This is a genomic window from Campylobacter australis, assembly GCF_050586305.1.
Taxonomy (GTDB): domain Bacteria; phylum Campylobacterota; class Campylobacteria; order Campylobacterales; family Campylobacteraceae; genus Campylobacter_A.
Genome location: NZ_JAXUAA010000002.1, coordinates 298,128 through 322,298, shown reverse-complemented (window position 1 = coordinate 322,298; position 24,171 = coordinate 298,128). Strand labels below are relative to the sequence as shown.

Here is a 24,171-nt window from a genome sequence, read left to right as displayed (position 1 = left end):
TTAAATTTTTACTAAAAGTTAGTTGAAATTTTTAGCTTTTGTTTGAAATTACCAGATTTGTGAGTAAATTTAATGTTTTTTGCCTAAAATGCCTTTATTTTTGGGATTTGACTTAAATATCGACATAGATTTTTTACTCTCTTTTTTTGGTTTTGCAACAGCAAAATTTATCATAATAGTATTTTCTTCAACCATGATCTGCACTATACCAGAGAGTTTAACGCTAACAACAGAAGCAAAGTCATTTGGTCCAAAGCCAGCTTCAAAGCTTAGTGTATCTTGTGTGAGTTTTGCACTTTCAAAAGTATAGCCACCAAGTGCAAAAACGATGACTTTGTGTGAAAAAGAGCCTGCTATCTCATCTGGCAAGGGCGGCTCAAAGCTTGTTAGGTCAAGATTTGCAACGATAGCAAAGTCTGTGCCATTTTGTAGTAAAAAATCAACACATTCATACACATGCATTTTCATCAAAAGTGCGAATTTTTCGTTATTTAAAAGCTCATTTAGCATACTATCTCCTCAAATTCATTTAACATTTTTTCTATCTCTTTAAGTCCTATCTGCCAAAATTTCTCATCATCTATATCAAGACCAAACATCCCTACAAGCTCTTGCGGGCTTTTGCTCCCGCCACTAGCTAGAAATTTCGTGTAAATTTCTACAAAATTTTCACATTTTGTGCTCTTATAAAGCCCAAAAAGCGCAAGCACTAAAAGTTGCGCATAAGAGTAAGCGTAGCAGTAAAATGGAGTATGAATGAAGTGCGGAATGTAGCTCCACCAAATATCGTAATGATCGCATAAAGTCACGCTTTTGCCAAACATTTTTTGACTCTCTTCTCGCCAAATTTTATTTAGCTCTTGGCTTGATATCTCGTCTTCATAGCTATGCACTCGGCGCTCAAAGGTTGTAAAGTTTATTTGACGGTAAAGCGTGGCAAATATATCTTCCAGTTTGCCAGCGAGCAAGGCTTGTTTTTCTTTGCCGCTAAGTGTATTTTTAATATGGTCAAACACAAGCATCTCGCAAAAAACCGAGGCTGTTTCTGCTGTAGTTAGTGGTGTATCTGAGTTTAGATAGCCTACGCTGTAGCTTAAATTTTGATGTATTGCATGCCCTAGCTCGTGTGCAAGTGTAAAAAGATCTCTTCGTTGGTTAGTGTGATTAAGTAGCACATAAGGGTGGGCGTCAGCAGAGCCCGAGTGGCTAAAAGCTCCACCACGCTTCGAATCGCTCGGATAGACATCTATCCAACATTCATTAAAAGCCTGATTTGCTATTTTCCCAAACTGGGTGCTAAATTTATTAAAAGCATCAAGCACTATCTCTTTACTTTTCTCAAATGAATAGCTTTCATTTTTAGCTTCTAAAGGAGCATATCTATCATAGTCATAAAGCTCGTTAAAACCTAAAATTTCGCGCTTTTTATCATAGTATCTATGAACTAGGTTAAAGCTATTTTCACTGGCTGTTATAAGAGCATCTACGCTTTTTTTTGTTATTTGATTATCAAGGTGGCGTGGTGCTTCTGGAGAGTTAAAGCCTCTTAATTCGCAATCAGTTTTTAAATCAGTTTTTATCATATTGTAGATAAAAGTTAGTAGGTGTTGATGGCGTGAAAGCTCAGCTGAAAGTGACTCTGCGGCATCTTTGCGTACGCTTCGATCAACATCATGAAGTTTGCTTAAAATTTCTTCTTCGCCCAGATGCTTGCCACGAAACTCAAATTTCATCGCACTTATGCTCTCATCAAAAAGCCTAGCAAATGCCTGAGCTCCAGTATTTGCCGTGCGCAGTAAGACCTCTTCTTCTTTTACGCTTAACTGATGTGGTTTTTGTTTTTGTAAATTTTGAAGAAAGTAAGCATGGTTTAAAGAAGCATTTATGAAGCTATTTTGTGTGCTTTCATCAAGTTTGTTAAACTCAAGCTCAAAAAAGAGTAGGCTTTGTTGGGCTTTAGTGCAAAGCTCTTCAAATTTTGCATAAAATGCACCCTTTTTAGTATCTTTGGCAAATACCAAAAATGCGTATGTCATTATCTTTGATATGTCAGCATTTAGGCTCTCATAAAGTTTAAGTGCTTTGTTAAAATCATCTGGCGCTAGAGCATTTAGTTTGCTTGAAAATTTCTGTGAAAACTCTGCGCAGTTACTTATAGTTGTCTTACTAAAACTCTCAAGTTCGGCAGTATTTTTAAAAAGTGGAGTTAAGTCCCAAGTGTTCATCATGTAAAATCCTAAAAAATTATTTTTTAGTATTTTACACAAAGTTGTTTAAAAAAAGAGAATTTAGTCCAAGTAGGACTAAATTTAATCTTTTATCGTTTGGCTTGCAAAAGCTGTAAAGACGACATCAGATGAGCTGTTTAGGGCTGTTTCTACACTATCTTGAACGACACCTATTATAAAGCCAACAGCAACAACTTGCATTGCTATGTCGTTGTTTATACCAAAAAGTGCGCATGCAAGTGGGATAAGTAGCAGTGAGCCACCAGCCACACCAGAAGCACCGCAAGCACCAATGGCTGAGATAAAGCTTAAAAGCACAGCGTCACCAAATGTAACACTGACATGATCAAGAGAATTTACAGCAGCCAACGCAAGTACAGAGATAGTAACTGCTGCACCACCCATATTTATCGTCGCACCAAGTGGAATAGATATAGAGTAAAGCTGCTCTTTTAATCCAAGTCTTTTGCAAAGTGCCATATTTACAGGTATATTTGCTGCTGAGCTGCGTGTAAAAAATGCAGTAATAGCACTCTCTTTTATAGATGTTATAATGATAGGATAAGGATTTTTGCCAGTTATCAAAAAGCCAATGAGTGCATTGATAACAAACGCACAAAATAGCATTGTACCAACTAAAACTATGATAAGTTTTAAGTATCCAGCAAGAGCGTCAAATCCTGTTTCATAAATGCTTGTAGTAACAAGACCAAAGATACCAAATGGAGCAAGGCGGATAATAAAGCGAACTATCTTTGTTACGCCATCGCTTACATCTTTGAATAAATTTTTTGTCTCTTTTGTGCAGTTTCTCATCGCAATACCGCCACCAACAGCCCAAGCTATGATGCCTATATAATTACCAGTGCTTAGGGCGGTAACTGGGTTTTGAACTATTTTAAAGATAAGATCTTTTAAGACATCAACAACATTTTGAGGTGCCCCAAGTTCGGCAGCATTTACATTTTTAAGGATAAGCTCAACCGGAAATAAAAAGCTAACGCAAACAGCCGCTACAGAGGCCAAAAGTGTACCTAAAAGATAGATAAAAACTATCTTTCCCATACCTTTTGCTTCGCCAAATTCTTTCGTGATAATTGAAGTTGCAACAAGAACAAATACAAGAACTGGAGCAATAGCTTTAAGTGCGCCAACAAAAAGGTTGCCAAGTACTGCTATGCTACTTATAACTTTACCTGCAAAAGCTGCTGCTTGCTCATCAGCGCCAAGCTGCGAATGAGCCCAAAAACCAATGATAAGACCAAGTGTGATACCTACTAAAATTTGAATGATCATATTGCCGTCAGCATAGCGTCTGGCTAAGTTTGAAATAGCATTCATGTTTAACCTTTGTTTTAAATTAGTTGCCAAAAGTATAGCGAAAAAAAGCAGAATTTTATATTTTTAATAATTGATTAATAAAAATTTCAACTATAAATGTTACAATTATGCAATTTTCAATAAATTAAAGAAGGAGTTTTAATGTATTTATTTACCTCAGAAGTGGTTAGCCCAGGACATCCCGATAAGTGTGCTGATATCATAGCAGATAGTATCGTAGATAAAGTTCTTGCTCAAGATCCAAATGGCAGAGTTGCAAGTGAGGTCTTTGTTGCTGGCAAAAATATAATTATAGGTGGAGAGATAAACTCAAAAGTTGCTTTATCCTATAAGGACTACGAATACATCGTAAAAGACGCTCTTGCCCATATAGGCTATAACGGCAATCCATACTTTACAAAACAGCAGTGCTTGCATCCAGATGATATCGAAGTTAAGGTTTGTATAAATCAGCAAAGCCCAGATATAAATCAAGGCGTTGATCAAGAAAGTGGGGAGATCGGCGCTGGCGATCAGGGTATAATGTTTGGCTTTGCAAGTTGCGAAGCAGATGAGTATATGCCAGCTGCTATTACTTATGCAAGAATGCTTTGCGATAAAGTTTATAAATTTGCAAAGGAAAATCCAGACAAACTAGGCGTGGATATAAAAACGCAGGTCACAATTGACTATGGAAATAAAGATAACTTTGAAAGTTGCCGTCCGCAAAGCATACACACTATCGTTGTTTCCGCTCCTTGTGTTGAGAGCATGGATATAGCTACACTTAGAGCTTTGGTACAAAATTTGATTGATGAAGCAGGCTTGCCAAAAAGCCTTTATAATAAAGAAAAAACGATAATTTACATAAATCCAACTGGCAGATATGTAAATCACAGCTCACTTCACGATAGCGGCTTAACAGGCAGAAAGCTTATCGTAGATAGCTTTGGCGGATACGCTCCGATAGGTGGCGGCGCTCAGTCTAGTAAGGATTACACAAAGGTCGATCGTAGCGGACTTTACGCGGCACGCTATATCGCTAAAAATATCGTAGCAGCAGGACTTGCTAAAAAATGTATCGTTCAACTAAGCTACGCAATCGGTGTGGCAAAGCCAACATCAGTGAGCGTAGATACGATGGGAACGCATGTAGCTGGTGTTGATGATGATAAGTTGTCTGTTTTTGTAATGGAAAATTTCCCACTCACGCCACGCTGGATCACGCAAAAATTTGCACTTGACCGCCCAAGTGAGCAGACATTTTTATATGCAAAAGTTGCAGCCAAAGGACAGGTTGGAAACGCAAAGTATCCATGGGAGCAGCTTGATAGCGTAGAAATATTTAAAAAACTTGCTTGAACTAAAAATTTAAAATTTAACCAAAAATTTTTGAAACACCTTTGCTTGTCTTCTAAAAACTAGGAGGCAAGTTATAAACTTATGAGCAGACAATAATTCTATCACGCAAGAAACAGCCTACAAAAAAGCTTTTAAGATAAGCCTGCTTAAAGCCCAAATTTTCCTTTAAGCAGGCTTTGTTTTGGAGTTATAATCTCTGAACTAGAGCCATTTACGCTGTGATATATCGTTTTGTCATACTTTGTAGCGTAGTATTTTAGTAAATTTCTTTGTAAAATAGGCTGAGTAGAAGGTAAAAATTTATGTAAAAACCAGCCGTTGTTTGAGATGGCAAACATAACATCAAACTCTCCTTTATAAAGCTCATTTGTAGTGACCTCATAGCAGATGGCGTTACGAATTTTTACACCTTTAATCTCATAATCACTAACTTTTTTTGCTGTGGCAAAGTCGCTAGCACCGTCATAAAATAGCTCGTTTATAAAATTTTTAGCAAATTTTGGCAAGGGAATTTCTTCTCCAAAAGGCACTAAAATATGCTTATCAAATCGTAACATTTCGCCATCTTTAAACAAAAATGCGGAATTAAAATTTTGTCCATTTTCGTGCGCTAGTGCACCTGAAATGATAGCTATATCTTTAGAAAGCTCAAGTAGTCTTTGCCTTAAAAATCGCTCGTGTGTGATAAATAAAGGAAGTGCGCTTTCTGGCAGAAGTATGACATCTTTTTTTGCTATTATAGCTTGTTGTATGAGAGCTAAAATTTCATCCACTTGCTCATTTTTTAGGTCTTTATTCCAGCGATTTGTCTGCTCTATTTTTGTGTTTGCAAGCTCAAGCGAAAATGGCAAATTTACACCACTCACACTTTTAAACTGCAAGGCACAGACAAAGCATAACAAGATAGCTAAAAATTTAAAAGCACCCTTTAAATAGCTTGCTAAAATAGCTGCTAAAAATACAAAGCCAAGTCCTCGAATACTTGGCTCAAAAGCCCCTAAAACAAGTGTAGCTTCAAGGTTAAACCAGTTAAATCCAAAAGGGGTAATATAGCTAAAAACAAAGAGCAAAATAGCACGCAAAACCACAAAGCTAGGAAAACTAGCCGCTAAAAATATAAGCCCATAAACAAGCGAGATGCTCAAGATGACAACTGGCATAAGCCACGCAAGATCGTAGTAAATAAAGCTAAAGCTAACCCAATAAAACCACAAAATTCCCGTGAAAAATCCAGCTAAAAAAAATCCAGCCCTATCCAAATTTATAATGATATAAATACCTAAAAATGTTAAAAATGGCGAGACAAAACTAATCCAAAAATTCTCAAAAATGGAAAAATATATAAAATTTGCCAGCAAAAATGCTCCGACAAAGGCTTTTATTATATTTTTAATGCTAAAATATGGGGTTAAAGATTTTATTTTAAGGAACCCAAATGCAAGAAGGAAATTTTCTAGCTTCATTACTACCTCTCATCGTGCTTTTCGCGATATTTTACTTTTTGGTTATCAGACCACAGCAAAAACAGCAAAAGCAACACGCAGCTATGATTGCAGCCCTAGAAAAAGGCGATAAGATCATAACAAGTGGCGGACTTATCTGCGAGGTGGTCAAACCAGAAGATGATTTTATCAAAGTAAAGCTTAACGATGATGTAATCGTGCGAATTTCTCGCGATTTTGTCGCTAGAAAGATTGAAGCATAAGATATGCGAAGTGCAAAAGTAACATATCGACTGATAATCTTTATTGTTGCAATTGTTCTTGGACTTGGCTTTTCTTTGCCCTCATTTTTGCAGACTGAAAATGGCGCAAAAGTAAGCCTTGGACTTGATTTGCAAGGTGGTTTGTATATGCTTCTTGGTGTTGAAACTGAAGCGGCAGTTTATTCAAAAATGAAATCAGTTGCTGGAAGCATTAACTACTATGCAAAAAAAGAGGATATTTTAGTTGATAAGCTTAGGGCAAAGGATGAGATTGTAAGCTTTAGTATAATTGACAGCGATGATGCTGTTAAGATAGATAAAATGCTGGCTGAAATTTCAGGTCTTGATATGCAAAAAGAGGGACTAAACTACACTGTAAAGCTAACTGAAGAAGAGCGACAAAAGACACTTGAGTACGCAGTTTCTCAAGCTGTTGAGACGATTAGAAACAGACTTGATCAGTTTGGCTTAGCAGAGCCAACAGTCGCAAAGCAGGGTAGTGACAATATATTAGTCGAGTTGCCTGGCATAAAAAGTGAAGCTGATGAGGCTAGAGCTAGGGATCTTATAGCTAAGGCAGCACACTTGCAGCTTATGGCAGTTGATGAAAAGCGTCAAGATCAGGCGCACACTATGAGTGCGGCAGATGCCGAAAGCTACGGAAATACTATATATCCAGATGTAAAAAATGATAAGATAAAATATGTCTTAAAAAGTGTTCCAGTTCTTGATGGCTCTATGCTAACAGATGCAAGAGTGGCTTTTTCTCATCAAAATAACTTACCTATAATAAATTTTACCCTAAATTCGGAAGGTGCTAGAATTTTTGGTGATTTTACAGCTGAAAGTGTAGGAAAGCGGCTAGCTATCGTGCTTGATGGCAAGGTTTACTCTGCGCCTGTGATAAATGAGCGCATAGGTGGTGGTAGTGGTCAGATAAGCGGTGGTTTTACCGTTGAAGAGGCCCATGATGTGGCGATAGCACTTCGCTCAGGAGCGCTTCTTGCACCTGTAAAACTTCTTGAAAAGCGCAGCATAGGACCATCGTTGGGCGCTGAAAGTATTAATAAAAGCATGACTGCGCTAGCTGGAGCCTCTGTTTTGGTTGTTATATTTATGGTGCTTTACTATGGTTTTGCTGGAATTTTGGCAAACATAGCCCTTATAGCAAATATATTTATACTTACGGCTGTTATGGCACTTTTTGGTGCTACACTAACACTTCCTGGCATGGCTGGTATAGTCCTTACTGTCGGTATGGCAGTTGATGCCAATGTTATCATAAACGAACGGATGCGCGAGATGATGCGTGAGGGTGCAAATTTGCGCCTTGCGATACAAAAAGGCTATGAAAATGCAATGAGTGCTATCATTGATTCAAACATTACAACGCTCATAACTGTCATTGCTCTTTATGCTTACGGAACCGGGCCTATTAAAGGTTTTGCGGTAACAATGAGCATAGGTGTTCTTGCTTCGATGCTTACGGCTATTTTGGGTACTCATGGCTGCTTTGATTTCCTTGCAGATAGGATAGAAAAAAGTGGCAATACAAGATTTTGGTTTGGATATAAAAGGGGTTAGGCGTGCAAATTTTTACAAAAGCTAAAGTTTATGATTTTATGAAGTTCAGATTTGCTTCGCTTAGTCTGTCTGCTATTTTGTTTTTTGGTTCAGTTTTTTTGCTTTTAACAAAAGGTTTAAACTACGGCATAGACTTTTCTGGCGGTACTTTGATACAGGTAAAATACGAGGGCGTTGCTCCGCTTGATAAGATAAGAGAGGCTCTTTCAAAAAGTGAAAAGTTAAAAAATGCAAATGTAACAGAATTTGGTAGCGAACATGAGGTAAATATCCGTTTTTCTGGCTCGGATTCAAGTGTGAGTGGCGACATTGGTGCAGAAGTTAAGGAGCTTTTAAAAGAGACTGGAAATGTTGAAATTCGCCGTGTGGATATAGTTGGTCCAAAGGTTGGTAGTGAGCTTAGAGAAAAAGGCTTAATGGCTATCTTGGTTTCATTTGTCGCAGTGCTTATTTATATCACGCTTCGTTTTGAATGGCGTTTTGCTGTGGCTGCTATCATATCTGAAATTCACGATATTGTCATAACATTGGGTGCTATATCGCTATTTGCTATAAATGTAAATTTGGATACATTGGCTGCCATACTTACGATACTTGGCTACTCGCTAAATGATACTATTATCATTTTTGACCGCATTAGGGAGGGTGTAGTAACAAGTAAGCGTAGCGATATGATGGGCGTTATAAATGAAAGTATATCAGCAACATTATCAAGAACTATACTAACATCATTTACAACACTTATGGTTGTAGTAGTACTATTCTTCTTTGGTGGCGATATGATACATGATTTCTCTTTTGTTTTAATAGTAGGAATTTTGATAGGAACTATAAGCTCAGTTTATATAGCGGTACCGTTTCTTATATGGTTTAAATTTAATATTGAGCAATACAGAGCCAAGCTTGCTGAGAAGCAAAAACAGCAAAAAGAGCGTGAGCGTGAGCGTGCAATGTTTGAAAAAGGTGTAGTGTAAGGAGTTTTTATGAATTGGGGAAAAGTTTTTTATATATTTTTTGCTCTGATGAGTCTTACTACAACGGCTGGGTTTTTATACGATAAAAATGAGATAGCACTGTTTGTGGCAGCTAGTATAAATTTAGTATCTACTTTGCTTAAAATCGGTGTGAAAAATATACTCTCAGCCGAGCTTTTTGCTAGCTCACTTGTTGCTGACTTGCACCTTATACCAGCATTTATCGTACTTCAAGTAAGCTCAAATATGACGCTTTGCTATTCGCTTGCCATTGGTGCGCTGATAGCAAATATCTTTTCGCTTGCTCTAGTGCTTATCGAGTCAAGTAAAACTCAAGAAGAATTTTAGGAGAAAAAATGGCTGAAATTTTAAAATACGATGCATTAAATATTGAAAAAAAATGGCAAGAAATTTGGTCGAAAAATGAGGAATTTGAGCCAAAAAATGACTACACTTTACCTAAAAAATACATCCTTTCAATGTTTCCATATCCAAGTGGACGCATCCATATGGGGCATGTTAGAAACTACTCTATAAGTGATGTTTTAGCTAGATACTACCGCAAAAAAGGCTTTAATGTCTTGCATCCTATCGGCTTTGATAGCTTTGGCATGCCAGCAGAAAATGCAGCTATAAAACACGGCACGCATCCTAGAAAATGGACTTATGAAAATATAGATTATATGATAAAAGAGCTTAGAACTCTAGGGCTTTCGTTTTCTAAAAAGCGTGAGCTAGCCACTTCTGATCCTCTTTATACAAAATGGGAACAGAGCTTTTTTATAAAGATGTTTGAAAAAGGGTTGGTATATCGCAAAAATGCGGTTGTAAACTGGTGTGAGCACGATCAGACAGTTTTGGCAAATGAGCAAGTTGAAGAGGGTTGTTGCTGGCGCTGTGGTAACGAGATAGTTCAAAGGGAACTTCCTGGCTATTATTTTAAGATAACACAGTATGCTGATGAGCTTTTAAATGATCTGAAAAAACTTGAAGGCAAGTGGCCAAGTCAGGTTTTAACTATGCAAGAAAATTGGATCGGCAAGAGTTACGGACTAGAGTTTAAATTTGAATTAGACGAGGACTCAAAGAGTACTTTAGATGGTAAATTTGATGGGTTTGAGGTCTTTACAACTCGCCCAGATACCATTTATGGCGTGACTTATACAGCTCTTGCGCCAGAGCATGGTATTGTCAAGGCGTTGCTTGAGAGTAAAAATTTAGACGATGATAAAAAGATAAAGATACGCACTATATTAAATCAAAGTCCACGGGAGCGTCAAGCTAGCGCAAAAGATGGTGTGTTTTTAGGCATTTATGTTGTCCATCCACTTACAAATGAAAAAATTCCAGTTTGGGTAGCAAATTTTATCTTAGCTGATTACGGTAGCGGAGCTATCATGTCAGTACCTGCCCACGATCAACGCGACTTTGACTTTGCAAATGAGTTTGGTTTGCCTATCGTGCAAGTTGTTCGTCCAGAAAATGAAGAAAATGACACTAGTAAAGCAAATAGCGAGCCAGGTATTGCTATAAATTCGCCACTTATAGATGGACTAAAAACTCAAGATGCAAAAGAGAAAATAATAGCAAATTTTGAAAACAAAGGGCTTGGACGAAGAGTGACAAATTTCAAGCTTCGTGACTGGGGTATCTCTCGTCAGCGATATTGGGGTGCGCCTATACCTATTGTGCATTGCCCGCATTGTGGAGTTGTGCCAGAGGATGAGAAAAATTTGCCAGTAGCGCTACCTGATGATGTAAATATAACAGGCGAGGGCAACCCTTTAGATAAACATCCAACTTGGAAGTATACAAAATGTCCAAAATGCGGTGGCGACGCCATTAGAGAGACGGATACTATGGATACATTTGTGCAAAGTAGCTGGTATTTTGCAAGATACGCAAGTGATGAGCGAACTTGGGAAGATATGGCACTTGATAAAGATGGTGTTGATTATTGGATGAATGTCGATCAATATATCGGCGGTATCGAACATGCTATACTTCACCTGCTTTATGCACGCTTTTTTCAAAAGGTTTTTCGAGATTTGGGCTATGTGAGAGATGATGAGCCATTTGAAAATTTACTAACTCAAGGCATGGTGCTAAAAGACGGTAAAAAGATGAGTAAAAGCAAGGGAAATGTCGTAGATCCAGATGATATTATAAATAAATATGGCGCTGATACAGCAAGGCTTTTTATACTTTTTGCAGCACCTCCTCAAAAAGAGCTTGAGTGGAATGATAGCGCAGTTGAGGGTGCATATCGCTTTTTAAATAGACTTTGGGATAGAGCTATAAATTTAGCCCCAAGAAGTCAAATTCCAACTATAAATCATTCAAATCTTAGCAAAGAGGAGAAGTATGCTAGACTTAAGGTGTACGAAGCTCTTGTAAAGTCGCAAGATGTTTTTACGCAAAGTTTTACATTTAACACCTTAATCGCAGCTTGTATGGAAGCTCTTAATGCTATAAATGCCCAAAATAACGATGATGTAAGTGCTGAGGGTTTTTATATTATCTTAAATTTACTTGAGCCTATTGTGCCACACATTGCCTGCGAGCTTAGTGAGAGGCTTTTTGGTAGGAGAAATTTTGGTGAGATTAAAATTTTAGATGAAGTTTTTGTAAAAGACACTATAAACTTAGCCGTTACCATAAATGGTAAAAAGCGCGCAGAGTTTGAAATTTCAGCATCAGCCAAAAAAGAAGATGTACTAAAAGAGGCAAAAACACAAACGGCAAAATGGCTTGACGGTAAGGAGATATTAAAAGAAATTTATATACCTGGCAAGCTTGTGAATTTGGTTATAAAAGGATAAAATTTGAGATTTTTATTATGGTTTTTTATAACTTTTTTGCTTATTGGTTGTGGATATAAGCCGATCTCAAAACTCACACAAGATATCATGGATGAGAGGGTTTATGTTGATGTTATAATTAGCAAAACTGAGCCAAAAAATAGTGTTTTGATAAAAGATGCAGTAAAAGAGGGTATCGTATCAAGACTACATAAAACCCTTAGTGATAAACAAAGTGCAAACACGCTTATAGAAGTGTCAAACACATCCATTAGATACCAGGCGATGGTTTATGATGAGTTTGGGTATATCTCGGAGTATAAGGTTGTTTTGGGATTAAATTTTAAGACAACCTTTAAAGATGGAAAAACCGAAAACATATCAACCGTAGGCGAATATGACTTTAGTGTTTCAAGGCGCATTAGTAACATACGCTATGCAGATAGTGTCATAAGCGATACGGAGAAATTTACAGCTATCAAAGAGGCTTCAAAAGAGGCCTTTGATGAATATATATCAAAATTAGCAATAAAAGGATACAAACATGGCAGCAATTAGCGTTGCACAGATAGTTAAGGAGGCATTGGGTGAGATAAAAAATCGTCAGCTCATGCTAACACCAGAAAACTATACTGATGTCTATAATGAAATTTGTAAAAAATATGGCTTTACAACTGCTGAAAAAAAGCGCATAGAACAATACATCTCGCGTTTAGGGGTTGAGTTTAAAACTCAAGCTGCAAATATGAACATAAGTAGCATTGATGAGTTTGTGGCTTTTGTTACAGCTAGACTTAATCGCTCATCGCAAAGTGGTGCAGCTAGCGTTGATGACGATAAGGGGTATAAGTCGCTAAATGCGTTTGCGCGCCGTGTGCTTCAGGTTGTTGCAATGCTTCATAATAAAGAGGCTAAAGCCATGGCTGAAAAGTCTATGCAAATTTTATCTAAAAAGTGCGATCCAGTCGCGCTTGATGAGATAAGGGAGAAGTGGTTTGAGATTGTTAGTAGCTATGATGATGAGTATTTGGACTTCTTAAAACATTATGGTGTTAAAGGTAACGAAGACCTAAAAACGATGATGGGCGAGCTTGAAAATTTCTTAATGCTACAAAACGATAACGATATGTTAAACTCATTTGTTGAGCTTGTCGGCATTATGCTTGAACCGTCTATCACAAAAGAGCTTGACGATGAGATAGCTCAGATAAATGCTAGCATTTCAAAAAATCCTATGGAGATAAACTCACCAAACATAAAAGATGAGATAAAAAATTTAGTTGCTCGTCGTATCGAAACCGATAAAAATGAAGTAGCTCAGAAAATTTCATCGCTTAATAGCGTTTTAGGCAGTATCGGAAGCAGAATTTCAGAGCTTGCCAATACATCACGAGATAGCACTGCTAAGATGCAGGGCATTAAAAGTGATATTGCTGAGATAAGACTTGATACAAATAGTTTTGAGCAAGTAAAAGAGATGCTTTTTAACATAGCAAATGCACTTGAGATAGAAAGCCGTGAATTGGGAGCTGAGATGAGTAGCAAGCAAGCAACTATATCAGAGCTTCAAGAGCGCATAAATTCTCTTGAGCAAGAGCTTGAAGAAGCTAAGATAGAAAGCCGTGAGGACTTTTTGACAAAGACAGCGACTAAAAGAGCACTTATGGAGGAACTAAGGCGAATCGAAGAGGCTTACAGAAGATATGGGACTGATTATTCTGTTTGCTTCCTTGATATCGACTTCTTTAAAAAGATTAATGATACTTATGGGCATGACGCTGGCGATGTTATACTCGCTACAGTTGCGATGATATTTAAGAAAAACATAAGAAAAATTGATTTTATAGGCAGATATGGTGGCGAAGAGTTTATCGTTATACTTCCAATCACAAGTCAAAGCGAAGCGATTGTATTTGCTGAAAAGATAAGACAAACTATTGAAAGTTTTAAATTTATCTATAAAAATGAGCGTATAAAAGTTACTATAAGCGCTGGAGTTGCAACTAGAAGCCTAAGTTTAAGCGATATGTCTACTATAGAAAATGCTGATAAGATGCTTTATCATTCAAAGCAAAACGGAAGAAATCAGGTATCGCCAAAAAACTAACTTTATGAAGCTAGAGAAATTTTTAGAAGGCAAACCGCTCTTTTATAAAGAGATTGATTATACTCGTATGCCTCGTGCTTGGCAAAGCATTAAAGATAAATTTAAACCGTTTAAGATTATTCATGTCATAGGAACAAATGGCAAGGGTAGCACAGGGCGCTTTTTGGCTCAAATTTTACATGCAAATGGCAAAACTGTTGGACATTATACAAGTCCGCATATATTTGAGTTTAAGGAGCGTTTTTGGCTTAATGGAAGTATCGTTAGTGATGAAAATTTGGAGCTAGCTCACCAGAGATTGTTAGAAATTTTACCAGATGAGTTTAGGGTAAAAACTAGCTATTTTGAGTATGCTACGCTGCTCGCGGCTACTTTATTTGAGGAGTGTGAGTATTTTGTATGCGAGGCTGGAATGGGCGGTGAGCTTGATGCTACAAATGTCTTTGAGAAAAAACTTAGTCTTTTTACTCCGATAGGACTTGATCATGTCGATGTTTTAGGTGTTGATCTAAAGGCTATAGCAACTACTAAATTTAAAGCCATAAATGCCAATTCACCAGCTATTTTAAACGATAAAATGGACAAAATTTGCTCTGACATAGGTTTTATGATAGCAAAAAAATTAGGTGCAAAAATAGACTTTGCGAGTCAAATTTTAAAAAATGATGATAGAGATAGTATAAAAAAATACGCTCAGAATTTTGAACTACCAGAATTTTTAGTTTCTAATCTAACACTAGCAGCCGCAGCTGCAAAGATACTTTTGTCAGAATTAAATATAACAAATCTTGGCGGGCTTGATATTAGGGGCAGGTGTGAGCAGCTTGCACCAAATTTATATATTGATGTAGGACATAACGAGCTTGGAGCGCAGGCTATCGCACAAAAATTTGATGGCAAAAAAGTTTGTCTTATATATAATGCGTTTGCTGATAAGGACTTTTGTGCGGTTTTATCTACTTTAAAAAATATTATAAAAAATGTAAAAATAATCGACTACGACGGACATGGTCGTGAGCTTGGCGGACAGAGATTAATAGCGACTTTAGATAATTTAGAGCTTAAATTTAGCTATTTTGATGATATAGATATGGATGAAATTTTGCAGACAAAAGATGATGAAATTTATCTAGTTTTTGGTTCATTTTACCTTGTCGAGGCATTTTTAAGGCGATATCATGCAAGAGAAAGTTTATGAATATTTTCTTGGCAAAAATAGCGCTGATATTTTAATTTGCCAAGATGATAAAAGTGCCAGAGAATGTGCTGATGCAGCGTCTTTGACTGGGCTTAAGACATTTGTTTTGCCGGATTTTAGGGCTAGGTTTGGCGATGATTTGCGAAGCTTTAATGAAGAACTTGTAGATATTAGCAAAATTTTAAGTGATTATTATAAATGTAGCGATAAAAAACTCATTGTCTCACCATATTCAACACTTCTAAACCCACTTCCATCAAGCTTACAGCTAAAAAGCATAACGATAAATTTTGGCGACAAAATAGACATAAACGCCTTGCGCGATGAGCTACTTTTTTCTGGATATGAGATAGTTGATATAGCTGAAAGTAGGGGAGAGTTTAGCATTCGTGGCGATGTGATAGATATTTTTAGTCTAAATTATGATGAGCCAGTAAGAATTTTGCTTTTTGATGATGAGGTTGAGAGTATTAGAAACTATGATATTTCAACGCAGATAAGCTCAAAGGCTGAGCTTGAAAGTATTGAAGTTGTGCCATTTTTAGCTAAACTTAGTAAAAATGAGTATGAAAAAGCAAATGAAAAACTCCAAGATATAAATACAAATGCTATCGTTAGCGATTTAAATTCCCTTGGTTTTTGGGCGATAGATGGTTTTGAAAACTACCTTGAGAAATTTCACTGTGTTTTAGCGCAAGATGTTAAAGAGATAGATGATGAGCGTGATTTAAGCATATTTAAAAAATTTAGCGTTATTCCCCAAGCAAAGGAATTTAAACCACTTTTAGCAAGCCCAACTTCTGATTTTTTCGAGATAAACAAACACAAAGATATAACTGTTTTAGCTCGCAACGAGTCGCTTTTTAGCGCTTTAAATGTTGACAATGAGAATGTAAAATTATTAATTAGCCCACTTGTTGTAAATTTAACTTCGCCAACAAAAGTAATTATATCATTAAATAAATTTATCAAAAAAACAAGAGCTAAAAAGGCTTCACTCGTAGTTGATGAGTTAAAAGTAAATGATTATGTTGTGCATGAAGAGTATGGTATCGGTAAGTTTTTAGGGCTTGAAAAGATTACGGTTTTAGGGGCTACGAAAGAGTTTGTAGTTATCGCCTATCAAAATGATGACAGACTGCTTTTGCCAGTTGAAAATTTAAACCTTATAGATCGCTATATCGCCGTAAATGGTTCAATCGCCGTACTTGATAGACTTGGAAAAGCAAGCTTTACCAAGATAAAAGAAAAAGTACGCGAAAAGCTATTTTTAATAGCCTCAAAAATTATCGCTATGGCAGCCCAGCGTGAGTTGGTACAAGGGATTGTGATACAAAAAGACGATGCGCAGTATCTGAAATTTCTATCTCAAGCTGGCTTTGAATACACCACCGATCAACTTACAGCCGTTGGCGAAATTTCAGATGAGCTAAAAAGTGGTCGCGTGATGGATAGACTGCTTAGTGGTGATGTCGGCTTTGGCAAGACTGAAGTTGCCATGAATGCCATTTTTAAATGTGTGCTTTCTGGCTTTGTTGCGCTATTTTTTGTACCGACAACACTTCTTAGCTCACAGCATTTTAAGAGCCTAAAAGAGCGTTTGACTGAGTTTGATATCAAGGTTTTTAGACTTGATAGGTTTAGCTCAGCTAGGCAAAAGGCTGAGGTCACAAAGGCTTTAAGTGATGGCGAGCCTTGTGTTTGTGTTGGTACGCATGCTTTGCTTAATCTAAAGGCAAAAAATGTAGGACTTATTGTTGTTGATGAAGAGCATAAATTTGGCGTAAAACAAAAAGAAAAACTAAAAGAAATTTCATCAAATTCGCATGTTTTAAGCATGTCTGCTACGCCTATCCCTAGAAGTTTGAATATGGCTCTTTCAAAGATTAAGACCTATAGTGTGCTTAAAACTCCACCAAGTGAACGCCTTGATGTAAGGACTAGCGTAAAAGAGTGGGATGAAAAGATCATAAAAGAGGCGATAATGCGCGAGATGAGGCGCGGTGGACAGGTATTTTATATACATAATCACATCGCAGATATAGAGCTTTGCGCTAAAAATTTACGCAAAATTCTACCAAATTTAAGAATTTTGATACTTCACTCAAAGATAGACGCGAAGATAACTGAAGAGGAAATTTTAAAGTTTGAAAACGGCGAATATGATGTGATGGTTTGCACTAGCATTGTAGAAAGTGGCATACATTTGCCAAATGCAAACACTATGATAGTTGAAAATGCCAACAAATTTGGTATCGCAGACCTTCATCAGCTTAGGGGTCGTGTAGGCAGAAGCAACAAGCAGGGCTTTTGTTATTTTTTGGTTGAAGATAAAAATGAGCTTACACCAGAAGCGCTGAAGCGACTTGTTGCGCTTGAGAGCAACTCAGCGCTTGGTTCTGGAAGTGTGCTTGCTTATCATGACTTAGAAATTAGAGGTGGTGGCAATATTATAGGTGAGGCTCAAAGCGGACACATTGAAGCGATAGGCTACTCGCTTTATTTAAAAATGCTTGAAGATGAGATAAACTCGCTACTTAATCAACAAAGTGCAAAGCTAAACAAGATAGATTTAAAGCTTAGCGTAAATGCCTTTTTAAACCCTGAATTTATCCTAGAAGATCGTTTGAGGCTAGAGCTTTACAGACGGCTTAGTAAGGCTGTGAGCGTAGGTGAGGTTTATGATATAAGTGGCGAGATAGAGGATAGGTTTGGCAAGCTTGATAGCTACACAAAACAGTTTTTAGATATTATAATCATCAAAATTTTAGCACTAAAGCATGGCTTTAAAGCTGTATCAAATGCTGAGCAAAATATAGTTTTAACAAGCCAAAAAGATGAAAAGATAAGACTAAAGTCACGAAGTAAAGATGATGATGATGTGATTGGCGAGATAATAGGCTATTTAAGGAGTTTAAAATGATAGACTGGACTAGGGAGTTCGCGGCTATTTGGCGATCTAGCAAAGCACAGCTCGTGCCTGTGAAAGAGATTGATTTTGTTGATATCGATGATCTTGTCGGTCTTCAGACTCAAAAAACTCAGCTTATACTAAATACACAAAATTTTATAAATGGAAATGAGGCAAACCATGTCTTGCTTTGGGGTGAGATGGGATGTGGAAAGTCCAGCCTTTTAAAGGCAGTTTTTACCAAATTTTATAAAGAAAATCTCCGTCTTATAGAGATCGCATCTGATGAGTTTAAAAATTTGCCAGACATTATCGATGAGTTAAGGGAGCAAAATAAGTTTAAATTTATTATCTTTTGTGATGACATGAGTTTTGAAAACGGCAGTGCAGACTATAAGTTTTTAAAACCACTTATGCAAGGTAGCATATCAAAACCTCCTAAAAATATCCTAGTTTATGCCACTTCAAATCGTCGCCATCTAGTCAGTGAAAAGCAAAGTGATAATGATGGAGTGAGTATAAAAGATGGCGAAATTCATTACGGCGATACGGTTAATGAAAAGATGTCGCTTGCCGATAGATTTGGTCTTTGGATAAGTTTTTATCAGGGAAATTTTACTGAGTATCTAGATATCGTTGATCACTATTTTAAAAACGAAAATGTAGATAAAGAGATTCTTCATGATCTAGCAAAAAGCTATGCGACGCTTAGAGCAAGCCGTAGTGGTCGTACTGCAAAGCAGTTTTACTTACTTTATAGGGATAAAATTTCAAAGGATAAATAATGAACTCAACCCATCTTTTTTCTGGCTTATGGCAAGACTTTGATGGTGAAAAAAGCTTGCTTGTTTGGCCTGGAGAGGGTAGCTTTGAAGTTGTTGTGGGTGCTATATTGGTTCAAAATACAGCGTGGAAAAATGTAGAGAAAGCTTTGCAAAATTTGCGCACAAAAGAGGCTTTAAATCTAGAAGCTATCTTAAAAATGAGCAGCGAAGAGCTTGCACTTGCCATAAAACCAAGCGGTTTTTACAACACAAAAGCCAAGCGGCTTCACACGCTTTGCAGGGCTATAAAGTCAGAATTTAAAAATTTTGAAAATTTTAAAACCAGCGTTAGCCGCGAGTGGCTACTTAGCATTAAAGGTGTTGGCGCTGAGACTTGCGATGCGATATTGGCTTATGCATGCGGGCATGCAGTAATGGTGGTTGATGCTTATGTTTTAAGGATATTAAATCATCTTGGATATGAGTTTGAAAGCTATGACGAGGCTCAGGAGTGGCTTATGGACATTGATGTGGTAAAAATTTCAGAGCTTGTTAGCAATGCTAATGAGGCTGAAATTTTTAAAATTTATCATGCGCTTGTGCTTGAGTTTTGTAAAAAACATTTTAAAGGCAAGCTACTTAGTGATGTGGGGCGCGAGAGACTTAGGTTTTAAAAGAGTTGGTTTAATGTTTAATATTTTACGATAAATTTACTATAAAATTTAAGGAGTAAATATGATATATGATAACATTATCAAAACAATCGGTAATACGCCGGTTGTAAAGCTTGATACAAATTATGATGAGGCTCAGATTTATGCCAAACTTGAGTATTTTAACCCAGGTGGTTCAGTAAAAGATCGTATAGCACTAAATATGATAATGCAGATGATACAAGATGGCAGACTAAAAGATGGTGATACGATAGTAGAGCCAACTAGCGGAAACACTGGTATTGGGATCTCGATGGTGGCGGCTGCTCTTGGTTTTAAGGTGATTTTATGTATGCCTGAAAGTATGAGTATTGAGCGCAGAAAGATAGTTGCGGCTTATGGTGCAAAGCTTGAACTTACTGAGGCTGCAAAAGGCATGAAAGGTGCTATTGCAAGAGCTAGCGAGTTAGCAAGCCAGCCAAATCACATCATGCTAAGTCAGTTTGAAAATGCTTACAACCCACAAGCACACGAAATTTACACGGCAAAAGAGATAATGGCTGATTTTTCTAGTCTTGATGTTTTTGTGGCTGGGGTAGGTACTGGCGGGACTTTAAGTGGAGTAGCAAAGGTGCTTAAAGAAAATGGATACTCAACGAAAATTATCGCAGTTGAGCCAGAAGCGTCGCCAGTTTTAAGCGGAGGAAGCCCAGCTCCGCATAAGATTCAAGGCATAGGTGCAGGATTTGTGCCAGGGACTATGGATCTTTCATTGGTTGATGAGATAGCTAAAGTAAGTAATGAAGATGCGATGGCTGCGGCTAGGCATATCGCAAAGAGTTGTGGGATATTGCTTGGTATTAGCAGTGGTGCGGCATATGTGGCAGCAAAAAGGATAGCTGCTAATCTTGGCTCTGGCAAAAAGGTACTATTTATCGCTCCTGACACTGGTGAGAGATATCTAAGTACTGAACTTTATGGAGTATAAATGAAAATTTTAGACAGAGTAAAAGAGGCGGTTAGGGTAGTTCGCGAGAAAGATCCATCGGTGCAAAACTGCTGCACTCTGGCTATACTTATAAATACACCGGGCATTCACGCTTTGGCTTTTTATCGTATCGCGCATAAATTTTATAAGAGTGGGCACCCATTTTTAGCCCGCTTTATCTCGCAGATAGCTCGGTTTTTAACTGGTATTGAAATTCATCCTGGTGCAAAGATAGGTAAAAGATTTTTTATCGATCATGGTATGGGTGTTGTTATAGGAGAAACAGCCGAGATAGGTGATGATGTTATGCTTTATCATGGAGTTACTTTGGGTGGGACTGGCAAGGAGTGTGGCAAGCGACATCCGACCGTTGAAGATGGCGTGGTTATTGCCGCTGGTGCAAAGGTTTTGGGCGCTATAACGATAGGCAAAGGCTCAAAGATAGGTGCAAATTCTGTTGTTTTAAAAAGTGTTCCGTCCTATGCTACAGCAGTTGGTATACCTGCTCGTATTGTGCGTGTAGACGGAAAATTACCGCCAGAGCCTGAATATAGTATTTAAGCGTTAAAAACTATAAAAAATTTTAAATTTTATGCTACAATGTTTCATTTTGAAGGATACAAAATGAATATAAAGCATTTGTTTTTGGCTATTTTTCTCCTTATTTTTGCTGGTTGTTCTCGTGGTGGCATGCCATCAACTCCGCAAATTTCTGTAAAAAGCACGATACCTGTTTTTATCACTCAAAATTCCGATCAAAATATAACAAAAACTGATGCAAACGCTACAAAAACGCTGTATATAAAATTTAAAAACTCATCAGGACAGCCTAATAGCCTAGAGAAAACTATCGCGACAAAGTTAGAGCCTTTGGGCTATATACAAATTTCTCAAATGCAAAAAGCAGACCTTGTAATACTTGGAGATCTTTTAAGTATGGAGCGCTACGAGCATAGAGAGCGTGCTAGACCTAGGATGTTTATGAATATGGGATATGGCTGGGGTAGGCGCTGGAGTGGACCTAGTATGAGTATGGGTATGATGATGCCGTTTTTTTACGATGACTGGGATGATTTTGACCGTACGGAGTATTATGTATACCGCGGTCTTGTGAGTATTTTGATACAGACTAATGGTAGTGAGCAGCGCACAAATTTAGAGGTACAAAGTGAGAGAAATCTCTACTCACCAAGCTATATTATGCCATATATTGAAGATAAGATCGCTACGCAGATTTTAAATTTTTTCTACTAAAGAGTTAAGATGCAGATAAATGAGAGCAAAAGAAGGTTATTTATACTTTTTATCACATCGATGATTTTGTTTGGTGTAGCGTATGTTGGACGAAAATACTATGATATGGGCGCAAGCACCGTCTTTACAATGCTTGTGGCGACTGTGTGCCTTGCAGTTTGCGTTATAAAACTTTATCAAATAAGTTTTATTTTGATAGAAAGTGATGGATTTGTCATAACAAAAGGCAAGAAAAGCTTAAAAATAAATTTTAAAGATATAGATGATGTTGGCATAAAAGCGATAGGTCAAAAGCAAAAAGCAGAGGTTTTGATGATAAATTTTAAGAAAAATAAGCTTAACATACAACAAGTTTACGGCTTTGCGCAGCCACTTGGTGAGAATGAGCTTATCATTTTTGATAGATACGAGCTTAGTAAGGATAAAATTTGTGAAATTTTAAAGAAAAAACTTAAAGAATACAAAAAATCTAGCTAAAATTTATCGGGTCAATATCAACATCGCAAATCTCACTAACACAGATATTTGCCACTTTAAGTAGTGCATTTGGGTTTTTTGAACGAAGTAGAATTTCATATCTAAATTTATCGCCTATACGCTCTATAGCGCACTTTCCATACCCTATGATACTAAGCTCAAGTTGTTTTTGTAAAAGAGAAATTTGCTCCACACATCTATTTGTTTCAAGCTGTGCAGTCTGCTCACTTTTGTGCGATACGATAAGCCTTAAAAGCCTATAAAAAGGCGGATATAGCTCTTGCCTAAACTCAAGCTCATCTTGTAAAAATTTATCATAATCATGTAAATAATTCTCAAAAAACTCACGCTGTTTAGTTTGCAAAACAACCCTGCCAGCCCCAGCCCTGCCAGCCCTGCCAGCTACTTGCATAGCAAGTGCTAGCGTACGCTCTCTAGCTCTAAAGTCAGGGTATGCCAAAAGCTCATCTATGCCCATTATCACGGCTAGATCGACATTGTGATAGTCGTGCCCCTTGCTTAGCATTTGTGTGCCAACAAGGATATCTATCTTTTGATCGTTAAATTCCTTAAGTGCCGTGACCAGCTTTTTTTGTGTAGTTATCTCATCACGGTCAAATTTTACTATCCTAGCATTTGCAAACTCACCGCTAAGCTGCTCAAGCAGTTCGCTTGTGCCTATCTTTTTTGCTTCTAAAAGCTCGCTACCGCATTTTTCGCATGAGCTTGGCACAGGGGTTTTGTACTCACAGTATTGACATTTTAGTAAATTTTGTCCCTTATAAAAGCTCATACCAACACTGCAAAATGGGCATTTTACTATATGCCCACACTCTTTGCATGAAATGTATCTAAAATTTGCCCGTGTTGGCAGGCAGATGATGGCTTGTCGTTTGTTTGCTAGCGTTTGTGCTACTTGCTCTTTTATGTTTTGCGTAAGCCCAGTTTCGCTCTCATCATATATAAAGCTTTTTTGTGAGCTAAAAAAACTCCCTTTCATGCGAAAAGTAGCCTGTTTATAAAATGTGCTTACGCTAGGTGTTGCACTACCTAGAACTAGCTTTATTTGTGTTTTGCTATTTAGAAAAAGAGCTAAGTCACGGGCGTTATAGTGTGGGCGTGAGCCAGTGTTTTTGTAGCTGTCATCATGCTCTTCATCGATGATAATAAGCCCAAGTCGCTCAAGTGGTAGAAATAGCGCCGAACGCGCCCCTGCGATAAGCCAAATGCTACCATCAAGCAAGCCTTGTAAAATTTCATCCTTTTGTTTAGAACTTACTTTTGAGTGCCAAGTCGCTACACTTTTACCAAAATACCCCTCAAGTCTTGTTTGCATTTGTGGTGTGAGTGAAATTTCTGGCATTAAGAAAAGTGCCTGTTTTTTCTCTTGTAGTACCTTTTGTATGGCACTTATATAAACCTCACTTTTGCCACTTCCAGTATCGCCAAAGAGCAGGGCAGTTTTATTAGATTGTATGAAATTTAGGGCATCTTGCTGGATATGATTTAGCTTAGGCGTAAGAGTAAAATTTGTTTTTTTGATCACTTTTTCTACATCTTTAAAAGGCTCAAAAAGTCCCAAAGAAACGCCAAGTTCACAGGTATAGTAGTGGGCTATAAACTCAGCTAAAAGGCGCTGGGTATCGGTCAGCTTTTGTGGTAGAATTTCTGTTATGTTTGTTGTTTTAAAGCTTGGTTTATTGCATTTTTTTACGATAACACCTTTTGTATCTTTGCCTTTTATGGGTGCTAAAACACAAGTAAACTCATTAATATCCTGCTCGCTTTCATATGTAAGCGGAGCTAAATTTTTGCCAAAAAAGCTAACAAGGTAGTAAAACATGG

At 37.4% G+C, this 24,171-nt stretch carries 21 protein-coding genes; 16 read left to right on the top strand and 5 right to left on the bottom strand.

The genetic code is table 11. From position 1 onward, the window contains the following. Positions 1-69: 69 nt before the first annotated feature. The 3 genes from U5B17_RS04570 to sstT form a co-directional block, all read right to left on the bottom strand. Positions 70-510, bottom strand: a complete 441-nt coding sequence (locus tag U5B17_RS04570) for a hypothetical protein (protein WP_430804181.1) — start codon at positions 508-510, stop codon at positions 70-72. After that, positions 504-2,225, bottom strand: a complete 1,722-nt coding sequence (locus tag U5B17_RS04565; protein ID WP_430804276.1) for a M3 family oligoendopeptidase — start codon at positions 2,223-2,225, stop codon at positions 504-506. The genes U5B17_RS04570 and U5B17_RS04565 overlap by 7 nt, the downstream gene beginning before the upstream one ends. A gap of 84 nt (positions 2,226-2,309) precedes the next feature. Then, positions 2,310-3,569: a serine/threonine transporter SstT gene (gene sstT / locus U5B17_RS04560; protein ID WP_430804180.1), complete on the bottom strand. Its 1,260-nt coding sequence runs from the start codon at positions 3,567-3,569 to the stop codon at positions 2,310-2,312. Positions 3,570-3,710: 141 nt separating this feature from the next. On the opposite strand from sstT, the gene metK reads away from it, so the two are divergent. Beyond that, positions 3,711-4,910 (top strand): methionine adenosyltransferase, encoded by a 1,200-nt coding sequence (gene metK / locus U5B17_RS04555; protein ID WP_430804179.1) that lies wholly within the window; start codon positions 3,711-3,713, stop codon positions 4,908-4,910. A 146-nt stretch (positions 4,911-5,056) separates the two neighbouring features. Here metK and U5B17_RS04550 read toward each other — a convergent pair whose 3' ends face one another. Beyond that, positions 5,057-6,373 (bottom strand): apolipoprotein N-acyltransferase, encoded by a 1,317-nt coding sequence (locus tag U5B17_RS04550; protein WP_430804178.1) that lies wholly within the window; start codon positions 6,371-6,373, stop codon positions 5,057-5,059. Between U5B17_RS04550 and yajC the strand changes: the two genes are divergently transcribed. The 15 genes from yajC to U5B17_RS04475 all read left to right on the top strand — a co-directional run bounded on the left by yajC (position 6,346) and on the right by U5B17_RS04475 (position 22,326). Then, entirely contained in the window at positions 6,346-6,615 is a 270-nt protein-coding gene (yajC, locus tag U5B17_RS04545; protein ID WP_230056652.1) for a preprotein translocase subunit YajC, read from the top strand. The two genes, U5B17_RS04550 and yajC, sit on opposite strands and share 28 nt — an antisense overlap. 3 nt (positions 6,616-6,618) lie before the next feature. Continuing rightward, on the top strand, positions 6,619-8,199 hold the full coding sequence (gene secD, locus U5B17_RS04540) for a protein translocase subunit SecD (RefSeq protein ID WP_430804177.1): 1,581 nt from the start codon (positions 6,619-6,621) through the stop codon (positions 8,197-8,199). Positions 8,200-8,201: 2 nt separating this feature from the next. Further along, positions 8,202-9,173, top strand: a complete 972-nt coding sequence (gene secF, locus U5B17_RS04535) for a protein translocase subunit SecF (protein WP_430804176.1) — start codon at positions 8,202-8,204, stop codon at positions 9,171-9,173. A 9-nt stretch (positions 9,174-9,182) separates the two neighbouring features. Continuing rightward, on the top strand, positions 9,183-9,521 hold the full coding sequence (locus tag U5B17_RS04530; RefSeq protein WP_230056649.1) for a DUF6394 family protein: 339 nt from the start codon (positions 9,183-9,185) through the stop codon (positions 9,519-9,521). A gap of 8 nt (positions 9,522-9,529) precedes the next feature. Beyond that, positions 9,530-11,995, top strand: a complete 2,466-nt coding sequence (leuS, locus tag U5B17_RS04525) for a leucine--tRNA ligase (protein WP_430804175.1) — start codon at positions 9,530-9,532, stop codon at positions 11,993-11,995. A 3-nt stretch (positions 11,996-11,998) separates the two neighbouring features. Next, entirely contained in the window at positions 11,999-12,532 is a 534-nt protein-coding gene (gene lptE / locus U5B17_RS04520) for an LPS assembly lipoprotein LptE (protein WP_430804174.1), read from the top strand. Next, a complete protein-coding gene (locus U5B17_RS04515; RefSeq protein ID WP_430804173.1) occupies positions 12,519-14,081 on the top strand; it encodes a GGDEF domain-containing protein in 1,563 nt (520 codons plus the stop codon). The genes lptE and U5B17_RS04515 overlap by 14 nt, the downstream gene beginning before the upstream one ends. A gap of 4 nt (positions 14,082-14,085) precedes the next feature. Further along, positions 14,086-15,279, top strand: a complete 1,194-nt coding sequence (locus tag U5B17_RS04510; protein WP_430804172.1) for a Mur ligase family protein — start codon at positions 14,086-14,088, stop codon at positions 15,277-15,279. Continuing rightward, a complete protein-coding gene (mfd, locus tag U5B17_RS04505) occupies positions 15,260-18,202 on the top strand; it encodes a transcription-repair coupling factor (RefSeq protein ID WP_430804171.1) in 2,943 nt (980 codons plus the stop codon). Before U5B17_RS04510 ends, mfd begins: the two co-directional genes overlap by 20 nt. Then, positions 18,199-18,975, top strand: a complete 777-nt coding sequence (locus U5B17_RS04500) for an ATP-binding protein (protein WP_430804170.1) — start codon at positions 18,199-18,201, stop codon at positions 18,973-18,975. The genes mfd and U5B17_RS04500 overlap by 4 nt, the downstream gene beginning before the upstream one ends. Next, positions 18,975-19,628, top strand: a complete 654-nt coding sequence (locus tag U5B17_RS04495; RefSeq protein ID WP_430804169.1) for an endonuclease III domain-containing protein — start codon at positions 18,975-18,977, stop codon at positions 19,626-19,628. Before U5B17_RS04500 ends, U5B17_RS04495 begins: the two co-directional genes overlap by 1 nt. 61 nt (positions 19,629-19,689) lie before the next feature. Continuing rightward, positions 19,690-20,595 (top strand): cysteine synthase A, encoded by a 906-nt coding sequence (gene cysK / locus U5B17_RS04490; RefSeq protein ID WP_430804168.1) that lies wholly within the window; start codon positions 19,690-19,692, stop codon positions 20,593-20,595. Continuing rightward, complete coding sequence (epsC, locus tag U5B17_RS04485) at positions 20,596-21,156, top strand: serine O-acetyltransferase EpsC (RefSeq protein ID WP_430804167.1); 561 nt, start codon at positions 20,596-20,598, stop codon at positions 21,154-21,156. 63 nt (positions 21,157-21,219) lie between these two features. Continuing rightward, positions 21,220-21,849 (top strand): hypothetical protein, encoded by a 630-nt coding sequence (locus tag U5B17_RS04480; protein WP_430804166.1) that lies wholly within the window; start codon positions 21,220-21,222, stop codon positions 21,847-21,849. A gap of 9 nt (positions 21,850-21,858) precedes the next feature. Continuing rightward, a complete protein-coding gene (locus U5B17_RS04475; protein WP_430804165.1) occupies positions 21,859-22,326 on the top strand; it encodes a molybdate transport repressor in 468 nt (155 codons plus the stop codon). Here U5B17_RS04475 and U5B17_RS04470 read toward each other — a convergent pair. After that, a complete protein-coding gene (locus U5B17_RS04470) occupies positions 22,319-24,169 on the bottom strand; it encodes a primosomal protein N' (protein ID WP_430804275.1) in 1,851 nt (616 codons plus the stop codon). The genes U5B17_RS04475 and U5B17_RS04470 overlap by 8 nt on opposite strands. Positions 24,170-24,171 lie beyond the last annotated feature (2 nt).

Coding starts and splice junctions, on each gene's coding strand:
- metK (WP_430804179.1), top strand. CDS start 3,711: ATGTATTTATTTACCTCAGAAGTGGTTAGCCCAGGACATCCCGATAAG.
- U5B17_RS04470 (WP_430804275.1), bottom strand. CDS start 24,169: ATGTTTTACTACCTTGTTAGCTTTTTTGGCAAAAATTTAGCTCCGCTT.
- mfd (WP_430804171.1), top strand. CDS start 15,260: ATGCAAGAGAAAGTTTATGAATATTTTCTTGGCAAAAATAGCGCTGAT.
- secD (WP_430804177.1), top strand. CDS start 6,619: ATGCGAAGTGCAAAAGTAACATATCGACTGATAATCTTTATTGTTGCA.
- U5B17_RS04510 (WP_430804172.1), top strand. CDS start 14,086: ATGAAGCTAGAGAAATTTTTAGAAGGCAAACCGCTCTTTTATAAAGAG.
- U5B17_RS04515 (WP_430804173.1), top strand. CDS start 12,519: ATGGCAGCAATTAGCGTTGCACAGATAGTTAAGGAGGCATTGGGTGAG.
- U5B17_RS04570 (WP_430804181.1), bottom strand. CDS start 510: ATGCTAAATGAGCTTTTAAATAACGAAAAATTCGCACTTTTGATGAAA.
- epsC (WP_430804167.1), top strand. CDS start 20,596: ATGAAAATTTTAGACAGAGTAAAAGAGGCGGTTAGGGTAGTTCGCGAG.
- cysK (WP_430804168.1), top strand. CDS start 19,690: ATGATATATGATAACATTATCAAAACAATCGGTAATACGCCGGTTGTA.
- U5B17_RS04500 (WP_430804170.1), top strand. CDS start 18,199: ATGATAGACTGGACTAGGGAGTTCGCGGCTATTTGGCGATCTAGCAAA.
- U5B17_RS04550 (WP_430804178.1), bottom strand. CDS start 6,373: ATGAAGCTAGAAAATTTCCTTCTTGCATTTGGGTTCCTTAAAATAAAA.
- U5B17_RS04530 (WP_230056649.1), top strand. CDS start 9,183: ATGAATTGGGGAAAAGTTTTTTATATATTTTTTGCTCTGATGAGTCTT.
- yajC (WP_230056652.1), top strand. CDS start 6,346: ATGCAAGAAGGAAATTTTCTAGCTTCATTACTACCTCTCATCGTGCTT.
- U5B17_RS04565 (WP_430804276.1), bottom strand. CDS start 2,225: ATGAACACTTGGGACTTAACTCCACTTTTTAAAAATACTGCCGAACTT.
- U5B17_RS04475 (WP_430804165.1), top strand. CDS start 21,859: ATGCAGATAAATGAGAGCAAAAGAAGGTTATTTATACTTTTTATCACA.
- leuS (WP_430804175.1), top strand. CDS start 9,530: ATGGCTGAAATTTTAAAATACGATGCATTAAATATTGAAAAAAAATGG.
- U5B17_RS04480 (WP_430804166.1), top strand. CDS start 21,220: ATGAATATAAAGCATTTGTTTTTGGCTATTTTTCTCCTTATTTTTGCT.
- sstT (WP_430804180.1), bottom strand. CDS start 3,569: ATGAATGCTATTTCAAACTTAGCCAGACGCTATGCTGACGGCAATATG.
- U5B17_RS04495 (WP_430804169.1), top strand. CDS start 18,975: ATGAACTCAACCCATCTTTTTTCTGGCTTATGGCAAGACTTTGATGGT.